Here is a 16,664-nt window from a genome sequence, read left to right on the forward strand (position 1 = left end):
AATATTCCCCCTCGTAAAATATTAATCTTTAATCATCCTGATACAAGAGACATGCGACCTGTTGATTAGGCCTCACCTCCTTCAGCGTTGGTACGATTTCTTTACATTTCTCCATCGCAACCGGACACCTGGTATGGAATACACATCCTGTTGGCGGATTTTGTGGGCTTGGCACATCTCCTTGTAAAATAATGCGTTCTTTTTTCTTTAATGGATCTGGTTCTGGAATTGCTGATGTTAGCGCTTTAGTATATGGATGCAATGGTTCATGGTAAATTGCGTCCTTATCACCAATTTCAACTAAATGCCCCAAATACATGACACCAATCCGGTCACTCATATGTTTCACAACACTGAGATCATGGGCAATAAATAAATATGTTAGATCAAATTCATCCTGCAGTTCTTTTAACAAGTTCAATACTTGGGACTGAATCGATACATCTAATGCACTGACCGGTTCATCGGCAACAATCAGCTTGGGATTAAGAGCTAATGAACGAGCAATACCAATTCGCTGCCGCTGTCCACCCGAAAATTCATGCGGATATTTGTAATAATCTTCTTCACGCAGGCCAACCCGACGTAACAGTGCTTTGACATCGTTCCGTAATGCTTTGTGAGATTGCTTCGTATAATTGCGCAGGGGTTCATCAACTAAATGGCCAACCATCATTTTGGGATTCAAGGAAGCATATGGATCTTGAAAAACCATTTGAAAATCCTGACGTGCCTTGCGCAATGCGGGCCCGCTCAAACTGGTAATATCTTTGCCATCAAAAATAATTTGTCCATCCGTTGACTCGGTCAGCCTGAGGATAGTTCGGCCGGCTGTTGACTTTCCACAGCCCGATTCACCTACAAGACCAAATGTTTCTCCCTTCTTTAATGTTAGTGAAATATCATCAACTGCTTTCACATTGCCAACCTTCCGTTTAAAAAATCCAGCGTGTACTGGATAATATTTTTTTAAATGCTTGACGTCTAACAAAACATCTTTATCGGCTAAATTCTTTTTCTCCTTCACGGATAGGCTTCGTTCACTCATAACCTCACTTCCTTCTTCGCACCTGTTGTGTATTGTCTGGATAACACGTATTATAAAGAAGGCATCTGGCATACTGTCCTTCAGCAACCTCGGCAAGCTTTGGCGTTACCTTGGTACAATCCCCGAATGCCTTTGGACAACGATCAGCAAACCGGCAGCCAACGTGTGGCATATTTTCAAGTGATGGAACCACACCGTCAATAGTATTTAATTTTTCAGCATTCTCGTCCATCCGTGGTATACTGCTTAACAGCGACTCCGTATAAGGATGTTTTGGTTTGGTAAACAATTCGACTACATTGGCTGTCTCCACAATCTGCCCCGCATACATGACAATCACACGATCAGCCATTTCCGCGACAACACCCAGATCGTGTGTAATTAGCATAATCGCCATATCCTCTTTATCCTGGATTTCCTTCAACAACTCCAAAATCTGTGCCTGAACGGTTACGTCAAGTGCGGTTGTCGGCTCATCGGCAATCAACAATTTTGGATGTAACGCAATCGCCATGGCAATCATCACCCGCTGCCGCATTCCTCCTGAAAGCTGATGCGGATATTCGTCGATAATCTTTTCCGGCCGCGAGATACCGACCTGCTTTAATAAATGAATTGCCTTTTCCCGTGCTTCCTTTTTGGTCAACTCCACGTGGTTAAATAGTACCTCCATCAATTGCGAACCGATCGTGAATACCGGATTCAGTGCGGTCATCGGTTCCTGGAAGATCATCGCAATATCTTTCCCACGTACTTTATTCATTTCTTTATCTGTCTTTTTCGTTAAATCTTCGCCATTGAATATGATATTGCCGGAAGAAATTTTAGAATTCTGTTTGGGCAACAGCTGCATGATGGATAGCGACATCACACTCTTGCCGCAACCCGATTCACCAACGACACAGACAACCTCTCTTGGCTTTACTTCTAAGCTAATATCGACTACCGCATGTTGTAATTCCCCATCGATGATAAAACCTGTATGTAAATGATTGACCTGAAGCAGACTGTTCTCTTGCTGATCTTGTGCCAATCAGCCTTCACTCCCTTCACAACTTGGTTAAGATCGCAAAAATGATGACAAAAATAGTTGATTCGATCAGGCGACAAAACAGTTTACAATATAACTACTATATTTTCATAAGTATGTAACATGATTGTAAAATAACAATTATTTATTTTAGTATAAATTATTTTCTGAATGTTAACAAGCCCCCTTTTCACATATTTACAAAAAAATGGGGCAAAACCCGTCCGCCATTTTCATTCATTCGTGTGGCGGGGGGGTCTGCCCCAAGATCTATTCCGATTAACCAAATAAGCCTTTGAAGAAGTTGATGATCAGTTGGAAAAGCTCCTTAAAGAAATTGGCAACTTTCTGCCAGAAGCTAGGGTCAATGTCATCGATTTTGTTTTTTACCTTTGACGCGATATCACTAAGTTGGTCTTTCACTTTACCAAAGTCAATGTCCAGATCACGCATTTTGTCGAACAGGTTAGTCAGCATTTGTCGATCCTGTTCGCTCAGGTTGACCTCCATTTTATCCAGCTGGTCTTTGACAATTTGTTCGACTTCCTCCTTGGTAGCAGGATCTTTTTCGGCGATTTCCTTTTTAATATCAGTAAATAATTCACTTACCTTTTCCTCATTCAGCCCATCTTTTTCTGCCAGATCGGTAGCGGCGTCCAATTCATCGTTCGCCAGTTCCATCCGTTCTTTATCCAATTCAACACCTTGTACATCATAGGCCTTGTAAATACCGGTTAATGCGGAGTGCCCGCTCACCTTGACCGGCGATACGACATCGACAGTTGCATCCTCTACCCCTGCCGTTAATAATGCATTGGCATACATTTCGCTCGTTACCTCCGTGATATTATCCGGTGTAACAATATTGATGGTTAACCCTTTTCCTTTTTCCTCCCTGGTGATTTTTGCCGATGAATACATGTGTGAATGTGGATCACCATCAATGTAATTGGCAATGTCCTGTCCCGTAACATTATATTCCTCTACATCATCGGGATTGGTTACTTTCAGCAGGTCACGGACTTTTTGCTTTTGCTCGGCGGTTAATGTATCACCATAAACGACAACCGGCACACCCAGTTTTTCATTTATACTATCGGAATTATCGTTTGCTCCATCAGTGGCCATGACAGGTAATGAAATCCCGGTAATCAGGCCAATTAATACAAGCATCATAACGAGTTTCTTCCATAATTGTTGTCTCATATCGTTGTCCCCTTTTCATTTGCTTCCACTATACTATTCGTGAACACATGCTTATTTCTATTCCTTCATCGGATAAATCATAACCAGATTATAACCTATTACGCTTAAATAAGACACCAAAAAATAGGTTCATATAATTGAAGAATTTGTGTACATGAACCATTTTTAACATTATTTGAGCATAAAACTTTCCTTTTATTCGTTTCCTATTTATTATTTAGGTTGACGAATTAAATGTCCGAAAGAGGGTATTCACAATCGTTGATCAACAGGAACGTATAGTAAAGCGAAATTTGGCGATCATGTGGTTTGCCAATTTTTTTGTTGCTAGCAGTATGACGATGATTTTGCCATTCCTTTCTTTGTACATTGAATCATACGGGAACTTCTCCGCTTCCTATGTACAAAACTGGTCTGGCTGGATTTTTGGTATTACATTTGTCACGGCACTTATTTTTTCTCCGATTTGGGGGCGTATCGGTGACAAATATGGAAGAAAACGTGTTTTAATCATTTCTGCAACAGGTCTTGGCATCTCCATTTTGTTAATGGGATTTGCCACAAACGTATGGCAGCTATTTATATTACGATTTATCATGGGTGTATTTACTGGGTTTATCCCGATATCGCAAGCCTTTATCGCAACCCAGACACCGAAGCGTATTGCTGGCCGTGTCCTGGGAACCTTACAAACCGGAAGTATTACTGGCCAGTTGATGGGGCCGCTCATCGGTGGAGCCTTTGCAGATGTATTCGGATATGCAGCTACATTTCGTTGGACTTCGATTTCCATTTTCATATCCGGAATTCTTGTATATGTTGGGGTTAAGGAATTAATGATTTCATTTGCCGATGATAAAGATAGCAAAAGCTCTTATTCCAGTAAAGAGGTCATCGCTCACATCTTTTCTCGCCCTGTATTGCTCGTTGTCATGTTCATTTCCATGCTTGTGCAGGTTGCCCACTTTAGTGTACAGCCGATTTTATCATTGTATGTGAACGAACTGCATGGGTCAGCAAATATTGCCTTTTATTCCGGGCTCGCCTTTTCCGCAGCAGGCCTTGGCAATCTGTTCATGGCAAGACGTTGGGGACGCTTGGGTGACCGTATTGGTTATATTAAAATAGTAATCTTCTTATTATTCATGGCGGGGATTGTCTATTTCCCAGCAGCTTTTGTCACGAACATCTGGCAATTAGTTATCCTAAGGTTCTTCCTCGGAATAGCGATTGGCGGCATTATTCCGGTACGAATTGCTTACATCAGGCAAGAGGCGCCATTAGCGATTCAGGGGGAAGTCCTCGGATACAACACATCGCTACGTTTTGCCGGAAATATTATCGGTCCCATGCTTGGTGGCATGTTAGCAGGATTCTTCGGCATTTCCAGTGTATTTTTTGTTACCAGTGGTTTGCTCGTTTTAAGTGGAATCATCATGCTCATCACCTGGTACCGCAGTGAATATCAAGGAAATCACGCACATCGGCGATTATCATCACATCATAGCTAGGTGGGACCCGGGGACGGTTCTCCTGTCCCATCATTTTTTACATAAAATCATAACGGGGATGCGATCTCCTTTGTCATGAAGAAAAATTTGCTTGAATTCCAGCCAATTGGTTAGCTTTCGTGGGTTTTCGATCAACTTTGCGACTGCCTCGATCTACTTCCGTGCGTTTTCGATCGACTTTGCAACCGGTTCGATCAGCTTTCGCGCACTCTCGATCAACTTTATAACCAGCGCGATCGAATTTCATAAAAAAACCGGACACGTTCATGCGAATGTGTCCGGTTTTGTCTAAATCTACATCTTATTTTTGTTTATAATTCGCCTTGCATTCTTCAAACTCTTTTTCTGAGCCGTAAACAAAATGACCAGGTGCAATCTCCCGCATTTTGACCTCATCCGCTTCTGTATATTGATGATCTTCCGGATGGTAGGCCTGCCGCACGCGTGAACGTTCGTAATCGGGATCAGGCAGCGGAATCGCCGATAGCAGTGATTGCGTATATGGATGCATTGGATTACGGTACAAATCTTCAGCAGGTGCAAGCTCGACCAATTTGCCAAAATACATGACGCCGATCCGGTCACTGATATACTTGACCATCGATAAGTCATGGGCAATAAACATGTAGGTCAACCCTTTTTCTTTTTGCAGCTTTTTCATCAGATTAACGACTTGTGCCTGAATCGAAACATCCAAGGCGGAGATTGGTTCATCCGCAATAATGAATTCGGGATCCACTGCCAATGCCCGAGCAATTCCGATGCGCTGCCGTTGTCCTCCAGAAAATTCGTGTGGGTAACGATTCGCATGCTCGCGATTCAAACCAACTGTTTCCAGGAGTGAATACACCTTTTCCATCCGATCCTTTTGTGATTTGGCAAGGCCATGAATGTCAATCCCCTCGGCAATCAGATCCGAGACCTTCATCCTTGGGTTCAATGATGCATATGGGTCCTGGAAAATCATCTGCATTTTTCGATGAAGTTCTTTCAATTGTGCCTTAGACTTTTTCTCATGCACATTTACTCCCCGATATAGCACTTCTCCATCGGTTGCTTGGTATAAACGGATAATTGCCCGGCCAGTGGTTGACTTCCCACAGCCGGATTCGCCAACAAGCCCCAATGTTTCACCTTTATAAATATCAAATGTTACTCCATCGACAGCACGAACTTCTTTTGGCTTTCCCACGTTAAAATGCTGTTTCAGGTTTTTTACTTCCAATAATTTTTCCATTTCCGCCATTGTTACCTTTCCCCTTTCCCGGAACCAACTTGTTGTGCGTGGAACTTATCCATTCGCTCTTTTACAACAGAAGGTGGCTCTACTTTTGGTGCATTGGGGTGTAATAGCCATGTGGCGGCATAGTGCGTATCCGAAACTTGAAACATTGGCGGATCTTCTTCCAAATCAATTTGCATCGCATAAGGATTTCTTGGTGCAAACGCATCACCTTTAGGCGGGTTTAACAAATCAGGTGGTGTGCCGGGAATCACATATAGTTCCTCATTGTTCGTATCCAAGCTTGGCATGGAACTGATTAATCCCCAAGTATACGGATGTTGTGGATTATAGAAAATTTCATCTACCGTCCCGATTTCGACAATTTTCCCGCCGTACATCACGGCTACCCGATCAGCCACATTGGCGACGACACCCAAATCGTGTGTGATGAAAATGATCGATGTTTCAATTTGCTTTTGCAGTTCTTTCATTAAGTCCAGGATTTGTCCCTGGATCGTAACGTCCAATGCTGTTGTTGGCTCATCAGCAATTAATATCTTTGGTGCACAGGCAAGCGCGATCGCAATGACAACCCGCTGCCGCATTCCGCCTGAGAACTGATGCGGATATTGTTTCAGGCGAATTTCCGGTTTGGGAATTCCAACCAAATCCAATAGTCTGACAGCCCGTTCTTTTGCCTTGTGTTTGCTCAAGTTTTGATGTTTTAATAATGGTTCCATAATTTGCTTGCCAATTGTCATCGTCGGATTCAAGGATGTCATTGGATCCTGGAAAATCATCGAAATGTCCTTTCCGCGAATTTTTTGCATCTGTCCTTCCGATGCTTTAGCAAGATCTTTATCATGAAACAGAATTTCTCCTGCTTTAATTTCCGAATTTCCAGGTGGTAGCAGGCGCATAATCGATTTGGTAGTTACTGATTTGCCAGATCCGGACTCGCCAACAATCGCGAGTGTCTCTCCCTCATACAGGTCAAAGTTGACACCACGGATCGCCTGCACTTCCCCGGCAAATGTATGGAACGATATATGAAGATCATTTACTTCCAATAACTTATTCACGTTGTTTCACCTCACTATTCATGGACTATCTATTAATCACGCATTTTTGGATCAAATGCATCGCGAAGTCCATCTCCAATCAAGTTACAGGTAATCAGGACGATACAGATCACAATACATGGAATAATCATTAAATGGGGGAGAAATTGAAACGTCTCATACCCATCTTCAATTAATGTACCCAGTGATGCATCTGGCGGCTGTAAACCGATCCCGATAAAGCTTAAGAATGCTTCAAAAAAGATAGCACTCGGTATGGTAAACATGGTGTTGATAATAATAACTCCTGACAAATTCGGTAATAAATGTTTAAAGAGTAATCGATTATTTTTCGCCCCAAGCGTTCGTGAAGCAAGAATATACTCCTGATCCTTCAGTTTTAATACTTGTCCGCGGACAACTCGAGCCATGCCAATCCAGCCGGTAATAACCATGGCGATCGTAATGGATAGAATCCCAGGTTTTAAGATTAATAGCATTAAAATAACCACGATCAAATTCGGAATACCCGAAATAACTTCCAGTATCCGCTGCATGATGTTATCGACACGTCCACCCATAAAACCAGATATCAATCCATACACAACCCCAACCAGCATATCGATCACTGCTGCGAGCAAGGCGATATACAACGATACCCTGGTACCCAGCCATGTTCTGGTAAACAGGTCACGTCCCAGACTGTCTGTACCAAACCAGTAATATTCGCCAACATTTTGCTGTTCGTATACATTCGTTTTTTCACCGCCAACATCCATTGTTCCATCCAAGATCCCGATTTTCTCCAACCCGGGAACGCGGGGAGGAAGGTTGGCCTTGGTTACATCTTGCTCAACCCCATCATACGGTGTGATATGGGGACCCACGATTGCCATGAAAATGATCAATAGCAAAACAACCAAACTAACTAGGGCACCTTTATTTTTTCGAACACGCAGCCAGGCATCTTTCGCAAATGAAAGCTGCGGTTTCTCAATCTTTTCACTATCAACATTGCCTTTGGGAGCGGGTGCAAATCGGTCTTTTGGTATTTCTTGCGTATAATTCGTCATGATTTATCCCCTCCAGCCAGGCGAATCCTTGGATCAATAATGCCATATAGTATATCAATGACTAAAATAATCACGGTTAACAAGAAAGCAAAAAACAGCGTTGTCCCCATGATAATCGGGAAGTCATTGGTTTGAATCGATTTAACAAACTGTTCGCCAATTCCAGGGATGGCAAAAATTTGTTCAACCACCAGGGAACCTGTCATCAATCCTACTGCCATCGGCCCCAGTACAGTTATCAGAGGAATGAGTGCATTGCGGATGGCATGCTTAAAGGATACTTCCATTCGAGAGTTCCCTTTTGCTTTTGCTAAGGTAATATAGTCTGATCCTAACACTTCTATTAGCTCTGTTCGCATAAAGCGGGCTGCAGTCGCCACAGGAAATATGGCCAGCGCGATGGTAGGCATGATTGATGAGGCAAATCCATCCCAGGAAGCCACTGGTAATAATTGCAGTTTTACTCCAATATAATATTGCAAGACCGCCGCAAAGACAAAGGATGGAATTGATTTTCCCAATACAGCTAAAAATGTACTTCCATAATCAATCCATGTATTCTGAAACATGGCAGCAAGCATTCCCAGTAAAATACCAATAATGGTTCCAACAACCATTGCCTGGAATCCAAGTTCCAATGATGGTCCTACACGATTCATTAATAAGTGGGTAACCGGTTGATTATCAAACTGAAATGATACACCAAGGTCACCTTTGACAATATTCACCATATAGTTGGCATACTGGACAGGAATTGGCTTATCCAATCCATATTTTTCATCCAAAATAATACGTTGGTCTTCAGTCAGTTTTTCTTCGTTTTGAAACGGGGTACCAGGCAAAAACTTCATTAAAAAGAATGTGACAGAGGCTATAATAAACAACGTAATAACCATATAGATTATCCGTTTCATTAAATACTTCGCCATCCTGTTTCCTCCTAAACGCAATTAAAAATAAAAATATTCTCAAAAAAATTGTCGAAACATGGGAAAGAGAGTATTTGTTGAAATACCCTCTTTCCAATTGTTGTCATCTGGTTATTTATTTTTCAATGGTGACATTTTTCAGCGAGTAATCCGGTCCGAATAAATGCTCTTCCAAACCTTTGACATATGGTTTGATCAATGTGATACGTCCACGCTGATAGATTGGTGCAATAACTGTGTCTTCCTGAATCAAAAGTTTTTCAGCTTTCAACATCGTTTCCCAACGTTTTTCAGGGTCGTTGGCATATTTTATTTTGGCATCGTCAATGAGTTTGTCATATTCTTTGCTCGAATATCCAGTTTCATTATTCCCACCATCTGTAACGTACAGGTCAAGATAGGTCATTGGATCCAAATAGTCTGCTCCCCAGCCATGCATCACAATATCATAATTTTGTTCACTTGTGTCCTTCAAACGAACTTTAAATGGAACATTGGATACATTCAATTTCAAACCATCAAGATTGGATTCTAATTGGTTTTTGAAATACTCAGACGTTGTTTTGGCATTTTCGGTATCATCACTTAAGTAATCAAGCTCAAGTGAATCCTCACCCAATTCCTTCAATCCTTTTTCCCAATACTCCTTGGCTTTGTCAACATCATAAGAAATTAAATCGCCACTATCATCACGGAAGTCTTCATCCGTTTCAGGGTTGGTTGCCAAACCGCGTGGTACATAGCCGTCAGTTGGCACGGAGCCATTTGCCAGCACTTGATCTGTATAGGCTTTTTTATCAAATGCCATCGCCAATGCTTTACGGATATTTTTGTTGGCTAATGGCGTATCTTTGCCGTCACGTTTTTGGTTGAATTTCAAATACCATGAGCTTGACTCTTCAAACGTAGCAGCATTTGGATCGTTTTGATACTGTTTTGCATATTCAGCACTTAACGCAGCCGTACGATCCGTTTTATCTGTTTCAAACAAGTTTACAGCAGTACTTGGTTTTTTAGAAACTTGTACATTGACCTCATCCAGGTTTACATTGTCTTTATCATAATATTCATCATTTTTTTCATACTTCCAGTTTAGACCGGAACCATCCCAATCGGTTAACACGAATGGTCCGTTTGCCAACATGTTGTCACTATTGGTACCAAATTTATCGCCTTTTTCTTCAACGAATTTCTCATTTAACGGCAGGTATGTTCCAAATGCTAATAAGGAATCAAAATATTCAATTGGTATATCCAGTGTTACTTTTAATGTATAATCATCTTCTGCTTTTACAGCCAATTCGTCCGGATCTTTATCACCATTTATGATTTCTGATGCATTTTTGATAACTCCGTCAAACATGTACGCATATTCCGAACCAGTCTCGGGATCAACGGCGCGTTGCCATGCATAAACAAAATCATTGGCAGTTACCGGATCACCATTTGACCATTTGGCATCTTCACGCAATTTAAACGTGTATTCCTTTCCATCTTCACTAATATCTGGTTCACCGTCGGCGATTGCCGGAACCGGATTGTCATCTTTGTCCAATCCATAAAGACCTTCCATTGTTTGTCCAAATACGATAAAACTAGCCTGGTCTGTTGCCAGTGATGGATCCCCGGTTGGAATCTCTTGCGTTTCAATCATATTAAAGACTTGCTTGCCAGAGGAACCACTGCCATCTGAACCTTCTTTGTCACCGCTCCCCTCACCGCTGCTTGAATCTGACCCACCACCACAGGCAGATAGTACCATAGCGACAGCCAAGACAAACCCAATAAAGAGATAATATTTTGACTTTTTCATTCCCCGACCACCCTTTTATTTTTTAATAGTGCTACATCTCTTATTATACAATATAATTTTTAATTGTAAATTGTTTTTTTCAATACATTTTGTTATTTTATGACTAGTTTTGAAGAATGATTTCTGCTATTTTTGACCAAAAACCGTTAAATTATAGGCACTAGCGCCTATAAACAGATAATTTCCAAAGGGATTCTTTTTACCTAAATTACCAAATTATTTTCTTTTTATAATAGCAACAGCGAATAAATTTAAGGTATTTTTGCAACATATGATAGAGAAAGAAAGCGAAATTAATTTTATAAATATAGCTTCATTCATGATATAATATGCTGTGATTGTTAAAATAACACAAGGGAACGTCAAGTATATGCTGAAAAAATTAGCTATTTGGGTGGGAGTTTCGCAAATCCTTATCCTTCTAATCTGTTTCATTATTTATAAACGCATCGATTTACTTGCCTACATCAATGTTGCCTTTGTCATTGGTGCTATTTTGATACTGCTATCCATGGCCGGATATGTTACAAAAGGTCGGTTCTTTGATATTGTCTTTTACAGCTTTCAACATATTTTCAGCCAGATGACGGATAAAGACCGACGTCCACTATCAGAACTCGTTCCGCAAAACTACCTTTTCCCGTTTATATCCGGTATCATTGCGATCTCGCTCATGCTGGGTGCATTATTTTGGTATATGTAGGGACACTCCTTGCCCCAGCAGAAACATTGATTTACCCTACAAAATATGCTACAACTGGGACAGTCCAGATATAAGGAAAGAAAGTGATAACGTGGGTATTGTTGTTATTGACGTTTGTGACGGAAATGCAATTACCACTTTAGATATAGAAGGTATCCTCGAATCCGAATTCCCCGAGGTGTCCGTGATCATTAGTGAATGTCTGCTGCATTGCGGGCTTTGCCGTGTACGGCCATACGCGCTTGTTAACGGAAAGAAGGTTTTTGCGAAAACACCTGAGGAATGTTTAGACAAGATTAGAGAGGCAATCAAAAAAGAACTGGCTGTTTACTATTAACAGCCAGTTCTTTTTTTACCTTTTATACGCTACGACATCCATCTCCACACGAACATCTTTTGGCAGGCGGCTTACTTCCACGCATGCTCTTGCCGGATATGGCTGCTCCAGGTGGCTGCCATAAATCTCATTTACTGTGGCAAAATCATCCATGGATTTCAGGTAGATGGTAAATTTAACAACTTGCTTAAAGTCTGTTCCTGCCTCGGTTAAGATGGCCTGTAAATTTTTTAACACTTGATTAGTTTGATTTTCAATCCCTTGTTCGACTGCTCCCGTTTCAGGATTAATCGGAATCTGACCGGACACATAGACAAAATCTCCTGCCTCAATTGCCTGTGAATAGGGTCCGATTGCTTCTGGTGCGTTGGTTGTATGAATTGCTTTTCCCATTCTTACTCCTCCTTGTAAACATCTATTTTCTTTATCTTATCACTTTTCGCAGCTATTTTGCTATGAATCTTCCAACTCCTGCTTATATTTCATCACATCCCGGGCATAATAAATATCCCCGTAACAGGCATCATACTGTTTTGCCTCTTTGCGTAAACAGGTATAATTCGATTTATCCTTGGCATCCTTATACATTTTCTTGGAAAAGTCAATTGCTTCCTCTTGTGTATACGAACCCGACTTGCCCTGCACGTAGTTGATAAACCCCTTGCCAAAATTGTACGATTGGATCGCTAACTCTACATCCCCATCGGCCGCATCAATTGTATTGGCAAAATAATGAACACCTTGTTTGATAGATAGCTCCGGATCATCAATACAGCCGATTTTTCCACAATAACTTTCCGAAGACTGCATGGGATCATTACCACGACCACCTGATTCTTGCATCATTATTGCCAATAATACATCTTTGTAGTCTTCAACCCCATACTTTTCGGCATACTTATCCACAAGCGGTTCATAATTAAGCACTTGTTTACTGATCAAGGAGCGGTTGATTTGAAAATCGGGATCATGCTGTTTTGTAGTAGCCAGCGAAATAAAAACAAACATCCCGCATAAAACAATGAAAAGGCCAAGCGCCCGTTTGATCGCTTTCTTTCTGTTTCGTTTCATGATACTTTCCCTTTCTGAGTGAATAATAGTTTCATAACATTATCCACAAATCCATTCTATATTTTGTACCGAATTTAGGCAAGATCCACAAAATACGGTGTTATACACAGGTTTATCCACAACTGTGTATAAATGTTTAACTGTTCGCACTTTTTGTGAATAACTCTTTCTTTCGCCAATTCCCATAGCGATAATATAAAAAGGCAAATATACTGCTGATAAGAAAGCTTGTGCCCATTCCAACAGCGATTCCCGTTTCACCGATGACTTTGGCAAAAAGTGCAGTTAACGGATAGCGCAGCACCCAAAACGAAATGATGTTTAATGCCAGCACCTGATACATCGCACCGGATGCCCGAACAATGCCATTCAAAATAAAATTGATTCCTAGAAACGGATAACACAACGCCACTATTTGCAAATATCTGGTTCCAAATCGAACAGCTTCCTGATCGTGAATGAACAACCTTATTCCAAACGATGCCAGGAACACAACGACAATCCCAATGCATAGCATGACGCTAAAATTATAGATAACACCAAATTTGGCGATATGACGTACACGTGGCCAATTTTTGATCCCGATATTTTGCCCGGCCATGCTATTGACTGAAGTCCCTAGTGCGTGTGCTGGCAGCATGAGGATACTATCCAACCGCTGAGCCGCACTGAACCCTGCTACTACGCCCTCGCCAAATCCGGTTACGACACTCATAATCGCTGCAACCCCCGCTGATACAACGGCCATTTGCAAACCAGATGGAATGCCCAGATTTAAAATGAGGCCAACCTCTTGCTTACTGGGTACCTTTGGCAAGCTGAAGGGGGCTAATTTTCGATACAGCACATAGGTGATTCCATAGACAAATGCTAATCCCTGGGAGGCAATCGTTGCATAGGCAGCGCCTTTTACTCCCAAGTGTAGTCCGGCAATGAATAATGGGTCGAGAATAATATTTAATATGACCGAAATAAATACAAAGCGTAATGGGGTTTTACTGTCGCCCAGTGACCTTAGTACGGTGCTGATAAAGTTATAGCCGAATAGAAATAGAATGCCGAGAAAATTGATCCGCAAATATTCCTTCGCCTCGGACATCATTCCCTCCGGCGTTCCCATCAAGTGTAACAGTGGCTTGGAAAATGCGAAACCGAGGACACCAAGGACGATGGACAGGCAAAAAAGCACCACTACAAAGGCATTCAAATAACGCTTCAAACCGTCTTGACTATCACGCCCTTTTTGTTGCGACAAAATCGTTAATGCAGCATTATTCAAGCCGATCACAAAGGATAACATCGTAAAAATAATCGTACTGGAAACAGCCACAGCTCCCAGCGCATTGGCACCGAGTAAATTTCCCACCCATAAGCTATCTGCAAACTGATAGGAAGTCTGTAACAGATTCGTCAATATAATGGGACCGGAAAATGCAATCAACTGTTTAAAAATATTTCCCTGTGTAAAATCATATTGTCGTACACGCACAACATAATCCCCTTCCATCACGCTTGAAATTCACTAATTTCCAATACTCCCATTTGTTGAGATAAATAACACCACAAGATTCAGCGTTAATTGCGTTCCTACCCGGATAATTCTCATTTTACCATGTCTGTATATATACTTCCCGACATATAATGCTAGTACTTGAAGATCATACTTTTATAATAATCATAATTATATGATATTATTAAACTAATAAAACTATAAAGGAGATGGTTGTGATGATGCAAACCCCATTATTAGTAGGATCGATGCTCGAGCATGCGGAAAAGTTTTTTGCCAGGAAACAGGTAATTTCCCAAACACACGATAAGCTCCACGTGCTCACCTATGCCGATATTGGCAGAAGAATCCGGCAATTAATGAGTGTATTGACGGAACTGGGTATACAAAAAGGTGATCGGGTTGGCACCTTGGCCTGGAATCATCATCGTCACTTGGAAATTTATTTTGCCGCTCCTGGCATGGGTGCTGTACTGCATACCATTAATATTCGTTTATCAGTGGAACACATTGTTCACATTATTAATCATGCAGAAGACAAAATTATTTTTATCGATGAAGATATACTGCCACTTGTTGAAAAGATTCACGATCAGTTGACGACCGTTGAGGCATTCGTGGTTATGACAGATAAACCAGAAATGCCAACATCCACGCTGCACCCATTATATTCCTACGAGGAAGTGCTTCATACCGGCGATCCGGCATTTCCTTTTGCACATGATATGGATGAAAACGATCCGGCGGGCATGTGCTATACATCAGCTACAACGGGCAAGCCTAAAGGTGTCATGTATTCTCATCGGGGCCTTGTCTTGCACAGTTTTGCTCTCGGTCTCGCTGACACGCAGGCAATTTCCGAGTCCGATGTTTTCATGGCGGTTGTCCCACAGTTTCATGCTAACGCTTGGGGTGCACCATTTGCCTGTACCTGGTTTGGCACAACACAAGTTTTCCCCGGACCACAATTTACACCAAAGCGGCTGGCGGAATTCATCGAACGGTATCGGGTAACCATTACTGCCGGTGTTCCGACCATTTGGCTGGGATTGATGAAAGAATTGGAACAGGGAAACTATGATACATCAAGCCTGCGTGCGATTTTATGTGGGGGATCAGCTGCACCAGCGGGATTGATTCGTGCTTTTGAAACAAAATACAAGATTCCGTTTTACCATGCATATGGTGCAACAGAAACAACGCCATTGGTCACCTATTCCCGTTTAAAAAGTTATCAACAGGATTTAACCGACGATGAAAAAATAAAAGAGCGTTCCCGCCAAGGTATTCTGGTTCCCGGTCTGGAAATGAAAATCATTGGGGAAAACGGTGAAGTTGCCTGGAATGACAAGGAAATGGGCGAGTTACTCCTGCGTGGCCCATGGATTGCCAGTGAATACTACAAGGACGAAAGAAGTGACCAAGCGTTTGTTGATGGCTGGTTCCATACTGGTGATGTCGTTACCGTTGATCAAGAAGGCACCATCAAAATAATGGATCGGACAGGCGATCTCATTAAAAGTGGCGGGGAGTGGATTTCTTCGCTTGATCTGGAAAATGCGCTGATGGCACATGAAGCTGTTTTTGAGGCATGTGTTGTTGCAGTACCTGATGAACAATGGCAAGAACGTCCTATTGCCTGTGTTGTTTTACATGAAGGTTATGAATCATCAGTAGGGAAGGATGAGCTAATCGAATTTTTGCGACCTCAGTTTGCCAAATGGTGGCTGCCGGATGATGTTATCTTTATGGACGAAATACCCAAAACATCGGTTGGGAAATTTCTCAAGCAACAATTACGCGATCAAGTAAAGCAACATTAATTGGCATGCCAGACAGCAACGCGATTTAAAAAGTTTATACGGCGTGTCTGTCAAGTCTCGATAGGAATTGGCGCGGGTCGTCGTGCGAGGTGCGTTACGATCATTCGCACGGTTCGACCAGCCCTGCTCGTCTCGGTAGATTGGTAAGGAAAGGTACGTGGAAACTACCGCGAGTACCCTTCTTGGCTGATTCTTTTGAAGATGCTCAGCGGATCAACCGGGAGTACCTCTCTCGGTTGATTCGTTAAAAGATGTTCAGCGAATCTACCATGATAGCAGCTCCCCCCTGCCCCGGCTGATATAAAAATGCGTGGCTATTAAATA

14 protein-coding genes and 1 pseudogene are annotated in these 16,664 nt (G+C 41.9%); 4 read left to right on the forward strand and 11 right to left on the reverse strand.

All coding sequences use genetic code 11. The features are described from left to right. Positions 1–28: 28 nt before the first annotated feature. From O2S85_RS17880 to O2S85_RS17890, 3 genes are all read right to left on the reverse strand, one after another. The gene (locus O2S85_RS17880; protein ID WP_269410632.1) at positions 29–1,048 is read right to left on the reverse strand and encodes an ABC transporter ATP-binding protein; all 1,020 of its coding nucleotides are present in this window, start codon (positions 1,046–1,048) and stop codon (positions 29–31) included. 4 nt (positions 1,049–1,052) lie between these two features. Continuing rightward, positions 1,053–2,081, reverse strand: coding sequence for an ABC transporter ATP-binding protein (locus O2S85_RS17885; protein WP_269410633.1), 1,029 nt, complete (start codon positions 2,079–2,081; stop codon positions 1,053–1,055). 276 nt (positions 2,082–2,357) lie between these two features. Further along, positions 2,358–3,284: a DUF1002 domain-containing protein gene (locus O2S85_RS17890; RefSeq protein ID WP_269410634.1), complete on the reverse strand. Its 927-nt coding sequence runs from the start codon at positions 3,282–3,284 to the stop codon at positions 2,358–2,360. A 239-nt stretch (positions 3,285–3,523) separates the two neighbouring features. Between O2S85_RS17890 and O2S85_RS17895 the strand changes: the two are divergent. Then, positions 3,524–4,795, forward strand: a pseudogene (locus O2S85_RS17895) (MFS transporter); the annotation flags it as partial. Positions 4,796–5,096: 301 nt separating this feature from the next. Here O2S85_RS17895 and O2S85_RS17900 read toward each other — a convergent pair. The 5 genes from O2S85_RS17900 to O2S85_RS17920 form a co-directional block, all read right to left on the reverse strand. Continuing rightward, entirely contained in the window at positions 5,097–6,041 is a 945-nt protein-coding gene (locus O2S85_RS17900; RefSeq protein WP_269410635.1) for an ABC transporter ATP-binding protein, read from the reverse strand. 2 nt (positions 6,042–6,043) lie between these two features. After that, a complete protein-coding gene (locus O2S85_RS17905) occupies positions 6,044–7,102 on the reverse strand; it encodes an ABC transporter ATP-binding protein (RefSeq protein ID WP_269410636.1) in 1,059 nt (352 codons plus the stop codon). Between the two features lie 32 nt (positions 7,103–7,134). Beyond that, positions 7,135–8,154, reverse strand: a complete 1,020-nt coding sequence (gene opp3C, locus O2S85_RS17910; RefSeq protein ID WP_269410637.1) for an oligopeptide ABC transporter permease — start codon at positions 8,152–8,154, stop codon at positions 7,135–7,137. Continuing rightward, positions 8,151–9,083 carry an oligopeptide ABC transporter permease gene (opp3b, locus tag O2S85_RS17915; protein ID WP_269410638.1) on the reverse strand — a complete coding sequence of 311 codons (933 nt, stop codon included), beginning with the start codon at positions 9,081–9,083 and terminating at the stop codon, positions 8,151–8,153. Before opp3b ends, opp3C begins: the two co-directional genes overlap by 4 nt. A gap of 115 nt (positions 9,084–9,198) precedes the next feature. Next, positions 9,199–10,896 (reverse strand): peptide ABC transporter substrate-binding protein, encoded by a 1,698-nt coding sequence (locus O2S85_RS17920; protein WP_269410639.1) that lies wholly within the window; start codon positions 10,894–10,896, stop codon positions 9,199–9,201. 370 nt (positions 10,897–11,266) lie between these two features. Here O2S85_RS17920 and O2S85_RS17925 point away from each other — a divergent pair, with 370 nt between their 5' ends. Both O2S85_RS17925 and O2S85_RS17930 read left to right on the forward strand, forming a co-directional pair. Beyond that, the gene (locus O2S85_RS17925) at positions 11,267–11,599 is read left to right on the forward strand and encodes a DUF3899 domain-containing protein (protein ID WP_269410640.1); all 333 of its coding nucleotides are present in this window, start codon (positions 11,267–11,269) and stop codon (positions 11,597–11,599) included. A 91-nt stretch (positions 11,600–11,690) separates the two neighbouring features. Then, on the forward strand, positions 11,691–11,936 hold the full coding sequence (locus O2S85_RS17930) for a YuzB family protein (RefSeq protein WP_269410641.1): 246 nt from the start codon (positions 11,691–11,693) through the stop codon (positions 11,934–11,936). A gap of 15 nt (positions 11,937–11,951) precedes the next feature. Here O2S85_RS17930 and O2S85_RS17935 read toward each other — a convergent pair whose 3' ends face one another. From O2S85_RS17935 to O2S85_RS17945, 3 genes are all read right to left on the reverse strand, one after another. After that, complete coding sequence (locus O2S85_RS17935; protein WP_269410642.1) at positions 11,952–12,329, reverse strand: RidA family protein; 378 nt, start codon at positions 12,327–12,329, stop codon at positions 11,952–11,954. A gap of 60 nt (positions 12,330–12,389) precedes the next feature. Then, entirely contained in the window at positions 12,390–13,007 is a 618-nt protein-coding gene (locus O2S85_RS17940) for a lysozyme family protein (protein ID WP_269410643.1), read from the reverse strand. Between the two features lie 136 nt (positions 13,008–13,143). Next, positions 13,144–14,496, reverse strand: coding sequence for an MATE family efflux transporter (locus O2S85_RS17945; RefSeq protein ID WP_269410644.1), 1,353 nt, complete (start codon positions 14,494–14,496; stop codon positions 13,144–13,146). Between the two features lie 239 nt (positions 14,497–14,735). Between O2S85_RS17945 and O2S85_RS17950 the strand changes: the two genes are divergently transcribed. Beyond that, positions 14,736–16,340 (forward strand): long-chain fatty acid--CoA ligase, encoded by a 1,605-nt coding sequence (locus O2S85_RS17950; RefSeq protein ID WP_269410645.1) that lies wholly within the window; start codon positions 14,736–14,738, stop codon positions 16,338–16,340. The last annotated feature ends 324 nt before the right edge of the window (positions 16,341–16,664 follow it).

It is taken from the genome of Lentibacillus daqui (genome assembly GCF_027186265.1).
GTDB lineage: Bacteria > Bacillota > Bacilli > Bacillales > Amphibacillaceae > Lentibacillus_C > Lentibacillus_C daqui.